The organism is Ralstonia psammae (genome assembly GCF_958405935.1).
Taxonomy (GTDB): Bacteria; Pseudomonadota; Gammaproteobacteria; order Burkholderiales; family Burkholderiaceae; genus Ralstonia; species Ralstonia psammae.
In genome coordinates, this window is record NZ_CATZBU010000004.1 from 367,806 (window position 1) to 385,729 (window position 17,924).

Below are 17,924 nucleotides of genomic sequence, written 5' to 3' on the forward strand. Positions count from 1 at the left end.
GGAGCCCCACCATGAGCGACAGCCGTAACGAGTTCGAGAACCTTGTCGGTCCCGCCGAAAGTCTGCGCGTGATGGAGTCACTCAAGCGCGGTGCCTCGCGGCGCGACGTGTTGAAGATGTTGATGGCAGGCGGCATGCAGGCCACGCTGGCCGGCAGCCTGGCGGGCACGGCCGTCGGCGCGTATGCGCAGACGCCGCGCCGTGGTGGGCGCATCCGCGTGGCGGCGGCCACGGCGGCAGCAACCGACACGCTCGACCCGGCCAAGCAGTCGAACCAGAACGACTACGTGCGCTGCAACATGGTCTACAACGGCCTGTTTGTGCTGGACGGCAGCCTGACGCCGCGCCCCGGGCTGGCCGAGTCGTACCACACGGCGGATGCCAAGACCTGGGTGCTGACATTGCGCCGCGGCGTGACGTTCCACGACGGCAAGGCCCTGTCCCCGGCGGACGTTGTGTATTCCGTGATGCGCCACAAGGACCCGGCCACCGCGTCGAAGGCCAAGGTGCTGGCCGACCAGATCGAGAGCGTGAAGGCGACCGGCCCGAATGAGGTCACGGTGGTGCTGACTGCCCCGAACGCCGACTTGCCGGTGATTCTGGGCACCTTCCACTTCCATATCGTCAAGGACGGCACGACCGATTTCAACGCCGGCATCGGCACCGGGCCTTACAAGATCAAGGAGTTCAAGCCGGGCGTGCGTACCGTCGTCGTGCGCAACGACGGCTACTGGAAACCGGGCAAGCCGTATCTGGACGAGATCGAGTTCGTTGGCATTGGCGACGAAAGCGCGCGCGTCAACGCGCTGCTGTCGGGCGGGATGGACCTGGTGGCGTCCGTCAACCCGCGCGCGGTGGCACGCGTGAAGAGCACGCCGGGCTATGCCATCTTCACCACGCAATCAGGCCAGTACTCCGACCTGATCATGCGCAAGGATACGGGCCCCGGTGCGAACCCCGATTTCGTCATGGCGATGAAGTACCTGTTCGACCGCGAGCAGATGAAGAAGACCATCGCGCTGGACTACGCCGTGCTTGGCAACGACCAGCCGATCGACCCGACCAACCGCTTCTATTTCAAGGAGCTGCCGCAGCGCGCGTTCGACATCGAGAAGGCGAAGTTCCACCTGCAGAAGTCGGGCGTGACGGGCAAGATTCCGGTGGTGGCATCGCCGGCGGCGCAGTATTCGGTGGAAATCGCTCTGGTGCTGCAACAGACCGGGCAGCGCATCGGCCTGGACCTTGACGTCAAGCGCATGCCGGCCGACGGTTACTGGTCCAACCATTGGCTCAGCAGCCCCGTGGGCTTCGGCAACGTCAACCCGCGCCCGAGTGCCGACACCATCCTCACGCAGTTCTTCAAGTCCGACGCGGCGTGGAACGAATCGCGCTGGAAGAGCCCGAAGTTCGACCAGCTGCTCATCGCTGCCCGCGCCGAGACAGACTTCGCGAAGCGCAAGCAGATGTATGCCGACATGCAGACGATGATTCACGGGGAGGCCGGTATCGGCATTCCGCTGTTCCTGGCCAGCATCGACGGGCACACGACCAAGCTCAAGGGCCTGGCACCGATCCCGCTGGGTGGCCTGATGGGCTATTCGTTTGCCGAGAACGTCTGGCTTGAAGCCTGACGGCGGGTTGGGGGCGTTCTTGCGAAAGGCGATGAAGGGGCTGTCATGAATCGAGTCATCCTTAAGCTGCTGGTGCGGCGCGTGGCGCTGGCGCTGCTGTCGTTGCTGGCGGTGTCGGTCATCGTGTTCTCGATCACCGCTGTACTGCCAGGTGACGCCGCGCAAGAGCAGTTGGGGCAGGACGCCACCCCCGAAGCCCTGGCGGCATTGCGCGCGCAGATGGGCCTGAACGTGCCGGCGCCGCAGCGCTATGTTCACTGGCTGGCCGGCATTGCGCGCGGTGACCTCGGGCAATCCACCACAACGCAGATGCCGGTGGCCGAACTCGTGGCAAGCCGCTTGCCCAACTCGCTCTTGCTGGCGGCGGTGACGGCGCTGTTCTCGGTGCCGATCGCGCTCAGCCTTGGCATAGCCTCGGCGGTATGGCGCGGCTCGTGGTTCGACAGGCTGGCCTCCACCACATCCGTGGCCGTCGTGTCGGTGCCGGAGTTTCTGGTGGCGACACTCGCGGTGCTGGTGTTTGCCGTCAAGCTGCACTGGCTGCCCGCGCTGTCGTACGTCAACGACATCGAATCGATCGGCCAGATGCTGCAGGCCTTTGCCATGCCTGTCCTGAGCCTGTGCTGCGTGATCGTCGCGCAGATGATGCGGATGAGCCGCGCCGCCGTTATTGATCAGCTCGAAGCGCCGTACATCGAAATGGTGCGCCTGAAAGGTGCTTCGCCGATGCGCGTGGTGCTCGCGCACGCCTTGCCCAATGCGGTTGGGCCGATCGCCAATGCGGTGGCGCTGTCGCTGTCGTACCTGCTGGGCGGCGTGATCATCATCGAGACGATCTTCAACTACCCTGGCATAGCCAAGTTGATGGTCGATGGCGTGTCGCAGCGCGACATGCCGCTGGTACAGGCCTGCGCCATGATCTTCTGCGCCGGCTACCTGCTGCTCGTGACCACCGCCGATGTGCTGGGCATTGTCGCCAACCCGCGGCTGCGCCACCGTTGATGCTGATCCTATGAACAAGAGCCTGACGATGGAAACCACGCCCACTTCCCCTACGTTGCCGGCCAGCACGCCCCCTGCGCCGCCCGCGCCGCGCCACCCCATACGGCGTGTGCTGAGCGGCTTCGGTGTCACGGGCCTCATCGGCTTGGCCGTGCTGGTGTTCTGGCTGCTGGCGGCGGCGGTCGGCCCCGCGCTGCTGCCCGCGCATCTGATCACCAGCGGCGACGGCAACGGCGACGTGTTCGGGCCCATGAGCGCGGCCCACTGGTTCGGCACCGATTACCTTGGCCGCGACATGTTCGTCCGTGTGGTGGAAGGCGCCCGTTACACGGTTGGGGTGGCGCTCGTGGCCACCGTGCTGGCCAGCGGCACGGGTACGTTGCTGGCGCTGTTTGCCGCGGCCATGGGTGGGCTGGTGGATGCCACATTGAGCCGCGTGCTCGATACGCTCACCGCCATCCCGAGCAAGATGTTCGCGCTGCTGATGGTGGCCGGCTTCGGTTCTTCGGTGACGATGCTCGTGCTGACAGCCGCCATCATCTACGTGCCGGGGGCGTACCGCATCGCGCGCTCGCTGGCGGTCAACATCAATGCGCTGGACTACGTGACCGTGGCGCGCACGCGCGGCGAGGGCACGCTTTACATCATGCTGCGCGAGATTCTGCCGAACATTTTCGGGCCGATGCTGGCCGATCTGGGTCTGCGCTTTGTGTACGTCGTGCTGCTGCTGGCCAGCTTGAGCTTCCTGGGGCTCGGCATTCAGCCACCCTCGGCCGACTGGGGCTCGCTCGTGCGCGAGAACATCGGCGCGCTGCCTGATGCGGGCGCTTCGGTCATCGTGCCGGCGCTGGCCATTGCGAGCCTGACCATCGCCGTGAACATCGTCATCGACAACCTGCCGGGCCGAGGTCGTTCTCGGGCCCGCGAACGCGGAGGGCGTTGAACATGGGAGCGTCCGTCATCGTAGAGGGCCTGCGCATTACCGCAGGCGAACAGACCCTCGTCGACAACCTCAGCTTTGCCATCCAGCCGGGCGAGGTGCTAGCGCTGATTGGCGAGTCCGGTTCCGGCAAGACCACGACCGCGCTGGCACTGATGGGCTATGCGCGCCATGGCTGCGAGATCGCATCAGGCAGCGTGCGCATTGGCGAAATCGACGTTCTGCACCTGCCGCCTGCCGAGCAACGCGCCCTGCGCGGGCGCACCGTGGCCTATATCGCGCAGAGTGCGGCGGCGTCGTTCAACCCGTCACGCACGATCCTGGATCAGGTGGTGGAACCCGCGCGCATTCACGGCACGATGTCGCGTGCGGAAGCCGAGGCCAAGGCCGTGGAGTTGTTCCGCGAACTTGCGCTGCCCAATCCCGAAACCATTGGCGAGCGCTATCCGCATCAGGTGTCGGGCGGGCAGTTGCAGCGGCTCATGGCTGCCATGGCGCTCATCATCGATCCAGACCTCGTGATCCTGGATGAGCCGACCACCGCGCTGGATGTGACCACGCAGATCGAAGTGCTGCGTGCGTTCCGCCGCGTGGTGCGCGAGCGCCGCGCCACGGCCGTCTACGTGAGCCATGACCTGGCCGTGGTGGCCCAGATGGCCGATCACATCCTGGTGCTGCGCGGCGGGCAGATGCAGGAGATCAACCCCACCGCGCACATCCTCGCCACGCCCGATCACGACTACACCAAGAGCCTGCTGGCGGCGGCGCGGCCCAAGGCGCGCCCGGCAGAGCACTGCCTGGGCGAGGGCGAACTGCTGCTCGACGTGCAGGGATTGGGTGCGGGCTACGGGGCGGTGGATGCCAAGGGTCAGCCTGCCACGCGCATTCTCGACGACATCAGTTTCAAGCTGTATCGCGGGCAGGCTATCGGCGTGATCGGTGAATCCGGCTCGGGCAAAACCACCTTGGCGCGTGCCATTGCCGGGTTGATTGCGCCGTGCGAAGGCAGCATGACATTCCGGGGGAAGGCGCTCGAGCCCTTGCTCGCAAAACGTGCGCCCGACGCGTTGCGCCGTATCCAGATCGTCTTCCAGATGGCCGACACGGCACTCAACCCTTCACACAGCATCGAGCGCATCCTGGCGCGGCCGCTGCAGTTCTACAAAGGCCTGAAGGGCGAGGCGTTGCAGCGGCGCATCCGCGAGCTTCTGGATCTCGTCCGTTTGCCGCACAGCGTGGCCCAACGGTTGCCGGGCGGGCTGTCGGGCGGGCAGAAGCAGCGCGTGAATCTTGCGCGTGCCCTGGCGGCCGAGCCGGATCTGATCCTCTGCGACGAGGTGACTTCCGCGCTCGATACCGTGGTGGGTGCAGCGGTGCTCAACCTCATGGCAGACCTGCGGCGCGATCTGGGCGTGTCGTACCTCTTCATCAGCCATGATCTGCACACGGTGCGCGCCGTGTGCGACGAGATCGTCGTCATGCAGCACGGCCGCAAGCTCACGCAGGTGGCGCGTGCCGATTTCGATCGCGGCCCACACCATCCGTACTACGAACAACTCGCCAACTCGGTGCCCGAACTGCGCCAGGGCTGGCTTGACGAGCGGGACCGCACGATGGCGCATGCCGTGGCGGTCTCTGTCTAACAGAAAAAAAGGAACGACATGATTCCCGCATTCCGCATCGCGATCATTCCCGGAGACGGCATCGGCAAGGAGGTCATGCCCGAGGGCTTGCGTGTCATCCAGGCGGCGGCCGAGCGCTTCGGCTTCGAGCTGGAGTGCCACCACATCGAATGGGCCAGTTGCGACTACTACCAGCAGCACGGCAAGATGATGCCCGACGACTGGAAAGCCCAACTCAAGGGCATGGACGCGATTTTCTTCGGCGCGGTGGGCTGGCCGGCCACAGTGCCCGATCACATCTCGCTATGGGGTTCGCTGCTCAAGTTCCGCCGCGAGTTCGACCAGTACATCAACCTGCGCCCTGTGCGCCTGTTTGAAGGCGTGCCGTGCCCGCTGGCCAATCGTAAGCCGGGCGACATCGACTACTACGTCGTGCGCGAAAACACCGAAGGCGAATACACGTCGCTGGGCGGCATCATGTACGAAGGCACCGACCGCGAAATCGTGATCCAGGAGTCGGTCTACTCGCGCAAGGGCGCAGAGCGCCTGCTCAAGTTCGCCTTCGATCTCGCTCAGAGCCGCCAGCGCAAGCACGTGACGCTCGCTACCAAAAGCAACGGCATCGCCATCAGCATGCCGTGGTGGGACAAGCGCGCGGACGAAGTTGCGCAAAGCTACCCCGATGTCACGCTCGACAAGCAACACATCGACATCCTGACCGCGCGCTTCGTGCTGCAGCCGGGGCGCTTCGACGTGGTGGCCGCCACCAACCTGTTTGGCGACATCCTGTCCGATCTTGGCCCGGCAACGACCGGCACGATCGGGCTGGCGCCGTCGGCCAACCTGAATCCGGAGCGCACATTCCCGTCGCTGTTTGAGCCGGTGCACGGGTCGGCACCGGACATCTACGGCAAGAACATCGCCAACCCGATCGCGATGATCTGGTCGGGCGCGTTGATGCTCGATTTCCTCACGCAGAGCCAAGGTGCGGGCCGCGCCGCGCACGACGCCATCGTCGCGGCCATCGAAGCCGTGCTCAAGGACGGCCCGCGCACGCCGGATTTGGGCGGCACCGCCAGCACCACGCAGGTGGGCGAGGCGATTGCCGCGCACGTTGCGGGTGCCTGATTTTCATTTGCTGTGGACCAAAAGACGATGTCTCTCTCACTCGATCGTGCGGACCTGATCCGCAGCGCCAACTGCATTTCCGGCGAATGGCTGAGCGCAACCGGCCCGCTGCTGGATGTGACAGACCCGGCCACTGGCGCCCTCATCACACGCGTGCCCGATTCCGGCGCGGATGAGGCACGCGCTGCCCTGGACGCCGCGCATGCCGCCTTCCCGGCGTGGCGCAAGGTGCCCGCCAAGCAGCGCGCGCAGATCATCAAACGCTGGAATGATCTCGTGCTGGCGCATCAGGATGATCTCGGCAAACTGATCTCGCTGGAGCAGGGCAAGCCGCTTGCGGAAGGCAAGGGCGAGGTCGCCTACGCCGCGAGCTACATCGAGTGGTTTGGGGAAGAAGCCACACGCATGAACGGCGAGGTCATTCCCGCGCCGGTGCCGGGCCGGCGCATGCTTGCCCTCAAGGAGCCGGTGGGCGTAGTAGCGGCCATCACGCCGTGGAACTTCCCGGCGGCGATGATCGCGCGCAAGATCGCCCCGGCGCTCGCAGTGGGCTGCACCGTCGTCTGCAAGCCCGCCGAAGACACGCCGCTGACCTCGCTCGCCCTCGTGCGTCTGGCGCAGGAAGCCGGCGTGCCGCCGGGTGTGCTCAACATCGTCACCGCTTCGCGCGAACGCACGCCCGAGGTGGTGGACGTCTGGCTGGACGATGCCCGCGTGCGCAAGATCACGTTCACGGGCTCGACGCCGGTCGGCAAGCATCTGGCGCGCCGCAGTGCCGACACGTTGAAGAAGCTCTCGCTCGAACTCGGCGGCAATGCGCCCTTTATCGTGTTCGAAGATGCTGACATCGACGCTGCCGTGGATGGCTTCATGGCAGCCAAGTTCCGCAACGGCGGGCAGACCTGCGTGTGCCCGAACCGCGTGTTCGTGCACGACGCGGTGCACGATGCGTTTGCCGCCAAGTTGGCGGCGCGCGTTGCCGCACTGAAGGTTGGGCCGGCAAGCGACCCCGCTTCGCAGATCGGTCCGATGATCAACGCGCGCGCGGTCGAGAAGATCGACCGGCATGTGCAGGACGCCATCGCAAAGGGCGCCAAGGTGTTGACCGGCGGCGCGCGCCTGACCCAGCTCGGCGCCAACTACTACGCACCCACCGTGCTGATCGACGCCGATGCCACCATGGCTTGCGCTTGCGAAGAAACCTTCGGCCCCGTCGCGCCGCTGACGCGTTTCACCACTGAAGACGAGGTGATTGCCGCCGCCAACGACACGCCGTTTGGCTTGGCCGCCTACTTCTACAGCCAGGACGTGCGCCGCATCTGGCGCGTGGCCGAAGCGCTGGAGAGCGGGATCGTCGGTATCAACGAAGGCGCGCTGGCTGCAGAGGCCGCGCCGTTTGGCGGCGTGAAGGAATCGGGCTACGGCCGGGAAGGCTCCGTCCACGGGCTGGACGACTACCTCCACACCAAGTACGTCTGCCAGGGCCAGCTCGACTGAGGGGGCGCGTTGCGGGGCGGCACGATTGGCGGTACGGTCACGCGTATCCCAATCATGCTCTGGAGGCACCATGGCGGACAACATGGCCTCATCCCCATCTCCGTCCTCATCCCCAACGGCCGATGGCCGCCCTGAAGGCACCGTCGGCGCCTGTCCCTCAACCCGCGCCCTTGAACTGGTGGCCGGTAAATGGGCGCTGCGCATCTTTCCGGCACTGGAAAACGGCCCCGTGCGTAACAACGAACTCCTGCGCCGCGTGGGCGACGGCATCTCGCAGAAAATGCTCACGCAAACGCTGCGCGAGTTGGAAGCCAACGGTCTCATCCTGCGCACCATCTACGACAGCGTGCCGCCGCACGTCGAATACCGGCTCAGCCCGCTGGGCGAATCGCTCAACCGCACGCTCGTCGGCCTGGACGACTGGGTGCATGCGCATTGGCCCGAAATGGAACGGATTCGCAAAACACAGGTCGATTCCGATTGACATCCGCGCGATCTGCCAGACGTTGTGTGCAGATGCAGCATTTTTCCGATAGTATTCGGGGCCCATGTCAGTGACGAATCTCTCCTCCGCCTTGCCGACGTTGTCTCGCGCCACCGCGCGGGGCGTGCTGTCGCGCGTGCGCGGCGTACGGTGGATCGTCACGATCTGGTGTCTGTTGTTCACGGTCTCGGTGTTCTCGGCCACGCATTTTCCCGATGGCCAGGCTGCCGATGACGCGCTGGAAGCCATCGAAGCCGTGGTCGACGACGTGCCGGGTGATGCGCTGCCCGCTGCCAAGCCCAGCAAGGGTTTCGAGCGTGCCATCAAGGTCGCGCTCGGCAAGTCGGTCAAGCAGCCCGGCCAGTGCTTCAGCGTTGAGCATTGGGTTGCGCATGCAACCGATGCGCCCGACGTGCCCACGACCAGCGCCGCCGCCCCCGATCATCCCAGCGACGCACCGGAACTCTGGCTGCCGCCGCCGCCCATGGTGTTGACGCCCGGCCTGCGTGTCGCGCGCGTCCGTGTCTCTCTTCCGCCGTTCCAGGCCGGCCCCACGCCAGCCCCCATGCTGCGTCCTCCCGCACGCGCCTGATCTCCGGCATTCGCCGGAAACCATCCCCTTGAGTTGCTAGTGCTGCGCCAACTGGTCTGTTGACCGGCCGGGCGTCCGCGCTTGCCTGTTCTTCTTTTTCAGGATGATTTCGGATGTTGTCCAATCAGGATGCGGCCACCCCGCACCCCGCAGCGCTCGCGCGCGCGTCGCGACGTGCTGTTCTCTCCGCTGTGCTGGCCGCCATGGCCGCAACGGCGGTCCACGCCAATGCCGCGCCCCCGGCGTCTTCGCCCCAGGGTGCCCAGGCTGCCCCTGTGCGGGCTCTTCAGCCGCAGCGTGACGAGGCGCTTCCGCAGCCGCGCTACACCTTGCCGCAGTTGCTGGAGCTGGCCCGCGCCAACCACCCGGCGCTGGCTGCTTCACAGGCCCAGGTGCAGGCAGCGCAGGCGGGCATTGCGACCGCCCGCGCCTGGCCCAACCCCGAGGTGGAAGCCATGGCGGGCCGCCAGCGTGCCCGCATGCCGGGTGCGGCGGAAGGCCGCACCAATAGCGTGTCGATCACGCAAAAACTCGACCTGCCGTGGCAGCGCGCCGCCCGTACCCAGGCCGCCGATGCTGCGTACGAAGCGTCGCAGGCGAGCGCCCGATCACAGGCACGCGACGTGGAGGCCGACCTCAAGCTGCGCTTCTACGACGTGGTGCGCCGCGAGGCCGAGCAACGCAACGCGCGCGAAGATGTGACGCTGGTCGAGCAGATCCGCCGTGGCGTGGCCGTGCGTGTGGAAACCGGCGAAGCCCCGCGCTATGAACTGATTCGTGGCGACGCCGAGCTGCTCAACGCGCAGCGCAACGAACAGGCCGCTGCACTGCGTGTGCAACAGGCGCTGGCTGAACTGCGCCGCGCCGTGGGCGCCGATCTGCCGCCGATGTTCGATGTCGATGCCGGCACGGAGACGCCCTCCGTGGCGCATCTGCCGCCCCTGGCCGACCTGGTCAGCACGGTCGTCGCCACGCATCCTGAGCTGGAAGCCGACCGCGCTGCCGTGCGCGAGGCCGATGCACGTCTGGCGCACGAGCGCAGCCAGCGTTGGCCGTCGCTCGCGCTGCGGGGGTCGGTCGATCGCCAACCCGATCTGCAGGACAGCCGCGTGGGCCTGGTGATGTCGATTCCGCTGTTCGACCGCCGCGATGGTCCGGTGGGCGAAGCGGTGGCCGCACGCGAACGCGCGCGCGCCCTGTTGCGCGACCGCGAGTTGCGCACGCGCCAGGCGGTGGAATCCGCCTATCGCCAATACGAAATTGCGGAGTCGCAAGTCAGCGCGCTCGAATCGGGCGTCATCAAGCAGGCTGAATCGGCGCTGCGCGTGGCCGAGGCTGCATACCGCCACGGCGAGCGCGGGATTCTCGATTACCTCGATGCCCAGCGCGTCTTTCGCCAGGCACGGAATGACCTGATTGCCGCACGCGCGGACCTGCGCACCGCTGCGGTTGAACTCGACCGCCTGCGCCCGGAGGCCCAATGACACGCCCGAGCCGCCGCGTTGCCTCCCGAACCCACGAATCCAGCCTGACCATGAACGCACCTTCTTCTTTCTCTTCTTCGATCCGGCTGGCCGGCGTTGCCCTGGCGGCGATGCTATTGCTGGGCGCCTGCGGCAAAGACGCCGCCGACGACGCCAAGGCCGCGCAACAGGCCGTCGACCCGAACCTCGTTGTTGCACAACCCACGCTGGTGCAGCGCCTGAAAGTGGCACCGGTCGGCAAGCAGCCGATTGCGGAGCGCCTGCGTGTGCCGGGGCAGATCGCGTTTGACGAACAACGCGTGGCGCGCATCGGCGCCACCGTCACGGGCCGTGTGACAGAACTGGTTGCCACGCCGGGCCAGAGCGTCAAGGCGGGCGACATCCTCGCGCAACTGCACAGCACGGAACTGGGGGCCGCGCAGCTCGCCTATCAGAAGGCCGCCGCGCAGCGCGACTTGCAGGCGCGTGCGCTGGAACGCGCCAAGCTCCTGCTGGCCGCCGACGTGATCGGCTCGGCCGAGCTGCAGAAGCGCCAGAGCGAACTGGCGATGGCCGATGCCGAAGTGCGCGCGGCCGTCGATCAATTGCGTGTGATGGGCGTGTCGCCGGGCACGCTGGCTAAGATGCGCACGGGCGGTATGTCGTCGATCTCGCCCGTCGTGGCGAGCATCAGCGGCACGGTGGTGGAGCGCAAGGTCACGCGCGGCCAGGTGGTGCAGCCGGCCGATGAGCTGTTCACCGTGGCCGATCTGTCGCGCGTGTGGGTGGTGGGGGAAGTGCCCGAAAACGCCGCCGCTGGCGTGCGTGCAGGCCAGGCCGTGGAGATCGACACCGGCGCGGGCGACCGCATTGTCGGCAAGCTGATCTGGGTGTCCGATATTGTTGACCCGCAAACGCGTACGGTCACGGTGCGCACCGAAGTGGACAACGCAGAGCGCACGCTCAAGCCGTCGATGCTGGCCACGCTGCTCATCCAATCGCGCCCGGAAGAACGTGTGGTAGTGCCGACTTCCGCCGTGGTGCGTGAAGACAACCGCGACTACGTGTTTGTGCGCGCCAGCGATACGAACTACCAGCTCACGCCGGTCAAGCTCGGCGATGAATCGAACGGCGTGCGCCCGGTCGTTTCGGGCGTGCAGGCCGGCCAGCCCATCGTGGTCGAAGGCGGTTTCCATCTGAACAATGAGCGCAAGCGCGCCGAGATGGAGGGCGCATGATCGACGCATTGATTCGCGGCGCGCTCAAGCAGCGGCTCGTGGTGGCCGTGATCGCTGCCGTGCTGCTGTTCTTCGGGTTTGACGCCGCACGCAAGTTGTCGCTCGATGCGTTCCCGGACGTGACCAACGTGCAGGTGCAGATCGCCACGGAAGCACCGGGGCGCTCGCCGGAAGAGGTGGAGCGCTTTGTGACCGTGCCGGTGGAAATGGCGATGACCGGCCTGCCGGCGCTCACCGAGATGCGCTCACTCAACAAGCCAGGCCTGTCGCTCATCACGCTCGTCTTTACCGACGAGACCGATGTGTACTTCGCGCGCCAGCTCGTGATGGAGCGGTTGATCGAGGTGCAGTCGCGCATGCCGACGGGCGTGACGCCGGTGCTCGGCCCCGTGTCCACGGGCCTGGGCGAGGTGTATCAGTACACGCTGGACAAACCGGATGACGGTGACAAGGAGCTTTCGGTCGAGGAACTCACGCAGCGCCGCATCGCGCAGGACTGGGTGGTACGTCCGCTGCTGCGCTCCATTCCGGGCGTGGCCGAGATCAATTCGCAGGGCGGCTACGAGAAGCAGTATCAGGTGCTGGTCAACCCGGAACGCCTGCGGCACCACAACGTGACCGTCAAGCAGGTGTTCGAGGCGCTGGCCGCCAACAATGCCAACTCGGGCGGTGGCGTGCTGCCGCATTTTGCGGAGCAGTACCTGATTCGCGGTGTGGGCCTGGTGCGTGACACCAACGACATCGGCGCGATCGTGCTCAAGGAGGTCAACGGCACGCCGCTGACGATCCGCGACGTGGCCGAGGTGAAGATCGGCACCGCGGTGCGCGCGGGGGCGGTGGTCAAGAACGGCGTGACGGAATCCGTCGGCGGGGTGGTGATGATGATGCGTGGCGGCAACGCGAAGGAAGTCGTCGCGCGCATCCAGGATCGCGTCAAGGCTATCAACAACGACGGCATGCTGCCCGACGGCCTGAAGATCGTGCCGTACTACGAGCGTTCGGAGCTGGTGGATTCGGCATTGCAAACCGTCATCAAGGTGCTGGCCGAAGGTGTGGTGCTGGTGGTGATCGTGCTGCTGCTGTTCCTGGGCGACATACGTTCGTCGCTCATCGTGGTCGGCACGCTGATCCTCACGCCGTTGCTGACCTTCATGGCGATGAACAAGATCGGCATTTCGGCCAACCTGATGTCACTGGGCGGGTTGGCCATCGCCATCGGCTTGATGGTGGACGGCTCCGTGGTGGTGGTGGAGAACGCCTTTGCGCACTTGGCCAAGCCGCGCGATCCGAACGAGAGCCGCGCGCGCGTCATCCTGCATGCCGTGACTGAGGTGGCGACGCCCGTGATCTTTGGCGTGGGCATCATCATCCTGGTGTTCCTGCCGCTGATGACGCTGGAGGGCATGGAGGGCAAGATGTTCGCGCCGCTGGCCTTCACGATTGCGATTGCGTTGTTCTTCTCGCTGGTGCTGTCGCTGACGCTCACGCCGGTGCTGTCGTCGTACCTGCTCAAGCCCAAGGTGCACAAGCACGTGGAAGGCGAGCACAGCGATGATCCGCACGCCGAGCACGATGCACACGATACGTGGCTGATCCGCAAGATGAAGAAGCCGTATCTGCGCTTGCTGGAGCTGAGCCTGAACAACGGCCGCAAGACCGTCATCGTGGCGGTGGCGGTGTTTCTTGCCACCGGCGCGCTGATGCCGTTCCTGGGCACGGCGTTCATTCCGGAGATGAAGGAGGGCTCGGTGGTGCCGGGCATCAACCGCGCACCGAACATCTCGCTGGAAGAGTCGATCCGCATGGAGATGGAAGCCATGCGCCTGGTGATGCAGGTTCCGGGTGTGAAGTCGGCGGTCTCTGGCGTGGGCCGCGGCGAATCACCGGCCGACCCGCAAGGCCAGAATGAATCGACCCCGATCGTGTCGCTGAAACCCCGCGACGAGTGGCCCAAGGGCTGGAACCAGGACGACATTGCCGAGGCGATGCGCCGCGCACTGCAGGTGCTGCCCGGCGTGCAGATCGTCATGGCGCAGCCGATTTCCGACCGCGTGGATGAGATGGTGACCGGCGTGCGTTCCGACGTGGCCATCAAGGTGTTTGGCGACGACCTCAACACGCTGCGCGAGAAGGCCGAAGCGATTGCCAAGGTGGCGCAGAGCATCCAGGGTGCGCAGGACATGCGCGTGGAGCGCATTACCGGGCAGCAATATCTGCAGATCGCGATTGACCGACAGGCCATCGCGCGTCACGGCCTGAACGCCGCGGACGTGCACAACGTGATCGAAACGGCCATCGGCGGCAAGGAAGCCACGGAAATCTTCGAAGGCGAGCGCCGCTTCAGCGCGGTGGTGCGTCTGCCGGAGGCGTATCGCGGCAGCGTGGAAGCCATCCGCAACCTGATCGTGGCTGCGCCCAACGGCGCACAAGTGCCGATGGAAAGCATCGCCCGCATCGATGTCACCGACGGCCCTGCGCAAATCAGCCGCGAACTGGGCAAGCGCCGCGTCGTGGTGGGTGTGAACGTGCGCGACCGTGACTTGGGTGGCTTCGTTGCCGAGTTGCAGGGCGCCGTGGCGCAGAAGGTCAAGCTGCCCGAGGGCTACTACCTGGAGTGGGGCGGCCAGTTCCAGAACATGGAGCGCGCCATGGGGCACCTGAAGGTGATTGTCCCGATTACGGTGGCCGCCATCTTCTTCCTGCTGTTCCTGCTGTTCAACTCGGTGCGTTACGCCACGCTGATCATTCTGGTGCTGCCGTTCGCCTCGGTGGGCGGGATCATCGGTCTGTTCGTCACGGGTGAATACCTGTCGGTGCCGGCATCGGTCGGCTTCGTTGCGCTATGGGGCATCGCGGTGCTCAACGGTGTGGTGCTGGTCAGCACGATCCGCAGTTTGCGGGAGCAGGGCATGTCGGTGGAGGAATCCGTGCGACTGGGCTCGCGCATGCGCTTCCGCCCCGTGATGATGACGGCCACGGTGGCCATGCTGGGTTTGATCCCGTTCCTGTTTGCCACGGGACCGGGTTCGGAAGTGCAACGGCCGCTGGCCATCGTGGTGATCGGCGGTCTGCTGACCTGCACGCTGCTCACGCTGGTGATGCTGCCCACGCTGTACAAATGGTTTGATGAGGAGTCGAAGGCATGAAGGAAATCCGCATCGTAGTACGCCCGCAACTGCTCGAACGCATGCATGAAGCGCTGCGTAGTTGCCCCGGTTTTCCGGGCATGACGGTGGGCGAGGTGAATGCCTACCCGCCAGCGGCTTCACAGGTTGGCGCCCATTCCATCAAGGAAGACCTGACGGAGTTCGTGCCGCGCTTGCGCATCGAGATCGTGGCGTCAGACGCGCTGGCCAGCGTGCTGTTCGAGAGCGCCGTCAAGGTGCTGGAGCACGGCCAGACTGGCGACAGCGCCATCTGGATGACCGACGTGATTCAGGCCACCTTCCTGCATCGAACCGGTTGAGGATCGTGTGATGCGCAGATGAAAAACGGCGGACCATGTCCGCCGGAAATCAGGAGCCAACGTTGCAGCGGGCTGCTTCCCAACACACGGGAAGCGGCCCGTTTGCTTGGGTGCCTACCGCTTGATGTCGGTCAGATGCTTCATAAGACCTTCGTAGCGGAACTTGTGGATCGGGCGATCCATCGACTGCATTTCCTGCAGCTGCACCGCTTGCGGACGCAGCGAGCCGGTCGGCGTGACGCCCTGGGCACGCAGCGTTGCGATGGTGGGCTGGAAGTTCTGGATGCCGACGATCTGGTCATACAGCGCCTTGTCGATGATCTGCGCGTTGTACAACTGCGTCGCGTCGCCCGCGATGTTGGTCGTCGCCGCCTTGTTGGTGATGGCACCCGCCTGCGCCAGCAAGGCGCTCCACAGTGTCGGGCTGTAGTTGGTCACGTAGTAGTCCAGGCCCGAGGGGTTGGCCAGCACGGCCGAGCACGTCGGCAGCGTGACCTGGGCGGTCTGCTGGTCCAGCACCACCGTCTGCGTTTGCGCCAGGCCATCGCCGTAGGCGATCGTGAGCGGAATGTTCCACTGATAGCCGGAATAGACGTTCTTGTTCGGGAAGGCCTTCTGCGTGATCGTCAGCACGTTCTGGTTGGTGGCCGGGTTGCACTGCGCGTCGATGCTGACGAGCGGCACACCGGTCTGGCGCACGAAGCTGTCACCCACCTTGCCGACCGGCTTGCCGCTGGCGGCTTCCAGCTCGGCCCACAGGCGCGGCGGCGTGCCATTGCCGAACTTGTACTTGTTCAGGTAGCTCTGCAGGCCACGGCGCATGGCGTCCTTGCCGACGTAGTTCTCGATCATCTGCAGGACATGGCCGCCCTTGTTGTAGGCAAAGCGGTCCAGGAAGTCCATCGAGCCGGCATCGCTCAGGTTGTGCTGCACCGGCACCGAGGTGGGTTGCAGGTCGAGCGTGTAGACGCGCTGTTTGACTGCTGCGTAGCCGTCCCAGGTGTTGCCCGGGAACTCGGGGTGCAGCGTGATCTTGGTGACGTTCTCGAACCAGTTGGCGAAGGATTCGTTGAGCCAGATGTCGTCCCACCAGTCGAGGGTCACGAGGTCGCCAAACCATTGGTGTGCCAGTTCATGCGACACCACCACGAACGAGCGCGCTTTGCCCATCGTGTGCACGGAAGTGGGCACGCCATCGGGCGGCACCAGCACCTGGTCGGCAAACTCAAAGATGGCGCCCCAGTTCTCCATGCCGCCAAATCCGGCGTTCTTGTTGTCGTAGCTGTCGTTGGCGGCGATGGTGTCCATCTTGTCGAACGGCAGCGGGATCTGGAAGTAGTTGTAATAGTGGTTCAGCGCTTCCTTCGTGAACTGCATGCCGGCGGTTGCCGAGTGCGCCTCGCCAGGCGGCACCCACCAGCGCAGACGCATGCTGCTCCCGTCGAGCGGGCTGGTGAAGGTGTCTTCGGCAATGTCGAACTTGCCGGCGCCGAAGAACAGCAGGTACGCGGGCATCGACGGCGTCTTGGCAAACGACACTTGCTGATAGCCGTCCGGCAGCTTGGTCGCGCTGGTCTGCTTGCCGTTGGCGACGGCCTTCCAGTCACCCGGAATCTCCGCCGTCACCTCGAAGGTGTTGCGGAAGGCCGGTTCATCCCAGCTCGGGAACCACTCCCGCGCGAAGTTCGATTCGCCCTGCGTGACGATGGCGTCGGAGCTTTCGCCGGTGGCCGCCTGCAGGCCCAGCTTGAAGATGCCCTCGGCCTTTGTGAAGTTGATGGTGCCCGTCCATTCCATATGGAGCACGTAGTTGCCGGGCTTGATGTCTCCGGTGGGGTCGCGCAGGTCGTAGAAGGCCCCTTGCGATTGCGGAATCGGCACCAGCACGCGCGATGCGCCGTTACCCGAGGTGGGCGTGAGCGTCAGGCGCGAGGCGTCGAACTTCAGGTCGCGCACGGCCAGCGTCACGGCGCCGGTCTGCTTGGTGACCTTGATCTCCACGTCAGCGCGGCCAGAGAAGCTGTTCAGGTCTGCGCTCGGCCGGAACCACAGCTTGTAGTTGAAGGGTTTGATGTAGTCCGGCAGTTCAACCGGGGGTACCGAGGCGTCGACGGCCGGCGCCGGTGCGTTGGTGTTGCCGGTATTGGTATTGCCCTGCTGCTGCGATCCGTTTGCGTCCAGCTTGCCGCCGGCCGGGGTGAGCGCGTCGTCTCCGCCGCCGCCGCACGCGGCCAGAATCAGCGCGGCCGCAGCCTGGGCCACGAGGGCCAGCTTGAACGAGCGACGTGTCCGGGCGTTGTGCGCGCGCCCGGTGCGTGTCGTGGCCGTACGACGGAAGGTTGTCGAATCCCGCATTGCATTTCTCCTGAGATGGAAACGAATCGGCGGCCCAAAGCTCAAAGAGAAAATTGGGGGGCAGGCCGCAGAATCGGGACAAGGAATTACCCGCTTCTTGCGCGGTGCAAATCACAGCCCGCGCACGGGATGCACGGATTCTGGAGGAAACGGCCTGCGAATCGAGACGAAGTTTTTTAAATCACGTCCGAGGGAATGCGCCCCGAAATTTGCAGTTTTTGGTGTGTGTCTGCCCAAAGCTGCGGGCGCTCTTGTGGGTGGTGGGTGACTTCTGCAAAGCGCGTTGAAAAAACGAAATGCATGTCCCGCTTCATTAAAATCTCTTAAAAATCGAGGCGGCGATTTTTACAACGGCAGATAAAGCAAAACTAAATGCGGGGCGGAGATGGAAAATCCCGCCCGGGAACTTTCTAGGTATTCGGCAAGGTATTGCGCTGCAGCAGCGGAATGCGGGTCGCCTGCCTGGGGGTAATCCTTCCGGATGAGGCTGGCGCTGTGCGCGGCTT

At 65.2% G+C, this 17,924-nt stretch carries 13 protein-coding genes; 12 read left to right on the forward strand and 1 reads right to left on the reverse strand.

Annotated features, from left to right (window positions below):
* Positions 1–11 precede the first annotated feature (11 nt).
* From R2N16_RS11280 to R2N16_RS11335, 12 genes are all read left to right on the forward strand, one after another.
* The gene (locus R2N16_RS11280; RefSeq protein WP_316665758.1) at positions 12–1,631 is read left to right on the forward strand and encodes an ABC transporter substrate-binding protein; all 1,620 of its coding nucleotides are present in this window, start codon (positions 12–14) and stop codon (positions 1,629–1,631) included.
* Positions 1,632–1,676: 45 nt separating this feature from the next.
* Positions 1,677–2,633, forward strand: coding sequence for an ABC transporter permease (locus R2N16_RS11285; RefSeq protein WP_316665759.1), 957 nt, complete (start codon positions 1,677–1,679; stop codon positions 2,631–2,633).
* Positions 2,634–2,661: 28 nt separating this feature from the next.
* Positions 2,662–3,576 carry an ABC transporter permease gene (locus tag R2N16_RS11290; RefSeq protein ID WP_316665936.1) on the forward strand — a complete coding sequence of 305 codons (915 nt, stop codon included), beginning with the start codon at positions 2,662–2,664 and terminating at the stop codon, positions 3,574–3,576.
* 2 nt (positions 3,577–3,578) lie between these two features.
* The gene (locus R2N16_RS11295) at positions 3,579–5,216 is read left to right on the forward strand and encodes an ABC transporter ATP-binding protein (RefSeq protein WP_316665760.1); all 1,638 of its coding nucleotides are present in this window, start codon (positions 3,579–3,581) and stop codon (positions 5,214–5,216) included.
* An 18-nt stretch (positions 5,217–5,234) separates the two neighbouring features.
* On the forward strand, positions 5,235–6,323 hold the full coding sequence (locus R2N16_RS11300; protein WP_316665761.1) for a tartrate dehydrogenase: 1,089 nt from the start codon (positions 5,235–5,237) through the stop codon (positions 6,321–6,323).
* 27 nt (positions 6,324–6,350) lie between these two features.
* Positions 6,351–7,820 (forward strand): NAD-dependent succinate-semialdehyde dehydrogenase, encoded by a 1,470-nt coding sequence (locus tag R2N16_RS11305; RefSeq protein WP_316665762.1) that lies wholly within the window; start codon positions 6,351–6,353, stop codon positions 7,818–7,820.
* Positions 7,821–7,890: 70 nt separating this feature from the next.
* Positions 7,891–8,304, forward strand: coding sequence for a winged helix-turn-helix transcriptional regulator (locus R2N16_RS11310; protein ID WP_316665763.1), 414 nt, complete (start codon positions 7,891–7,893; stop codon positions 8,302–8,304).
* A gap of 64 nt (positions 8,305–8,368) precedes the next feature.
* A complete protein-coding gene (locus tag R2N16_RS11315) occupies positions 8,369–8,896 on the forward strand; it encodes a hypothetical protein (RefSeq protein WP_316665764.1) in 528 nt (175 codons plus the stop codon).
* Between the two features lie 113 nt (positions 8,897–9,009).
* Positions 9,010–10,380 carry a TolC family protein gene (locus tag R2N16_RS11320; protein WP_316665765.1) on the forward strand — a complete coding sequence of 457 codons (1,371 nt, stop codon included), beginning with the start codon at positions 9,010–9,012 and terminating at the stop codon, positions 10,378–10,380.
* Positions 10,377–11,597 (forward strand): efflux RND transporter periplasmic adaptor subunit, encoded by a 1,221-nt coding sequence (locus R2N16_RS11325; RefSeq protein WP_316665766.1) that lies wholly within the window; start codon positions 10,377–10,379, stop codon positions 11,595–11,597. The genes R2N16_RS11320 and R2N16_RS11325 overlap by 4 nt, the downstream gene beginning before the upstream one ends.
* Positions 11,594–14,743, forward strand: a complete 3,150-nt coding sequence (locus tag R2N16_RS11330) for an efflux RND transporter permease subunit (RefSeq protein WP_316665767.1) — start codon at positions 11,594–11,596, stop codon at positions 14,741–14,743. Before R2N16_RS11325 ends, R2N16_RS11330 begins: the two co-directional genes overlap by 4 nt.
* A complete protein-coding gene (locus R2N16_RS11335; RefSeq protein ID WP_316665768.1) occupies positions 14,740–15,063 on the forward strand; it encodes a P-II family nitrogen regulator in 324 nt (107 codons plus the stop codon). Before R2N16_RS11330 ends, R2N16_RS11335 begins: the two co-directional genes overlap by 4 nt.
* Before the next feature lie 114 nt (positions 15,064–15,177).
* Here R2N16_RS11335 and R2N16_RS11340 read toward each other — a convergent pair whose 3' ends face one another.
* Entirely contained in the window at positions 15,178–17,418 is a 2,241-nt protein-coding gene (locus R2N16_RS11340; protein ID WP_316665769.1) for a M1 family metallopeptidase, read from the reverse strand.
* Positions 17,419–17,924: the final 506 nt, after the last annotated feature.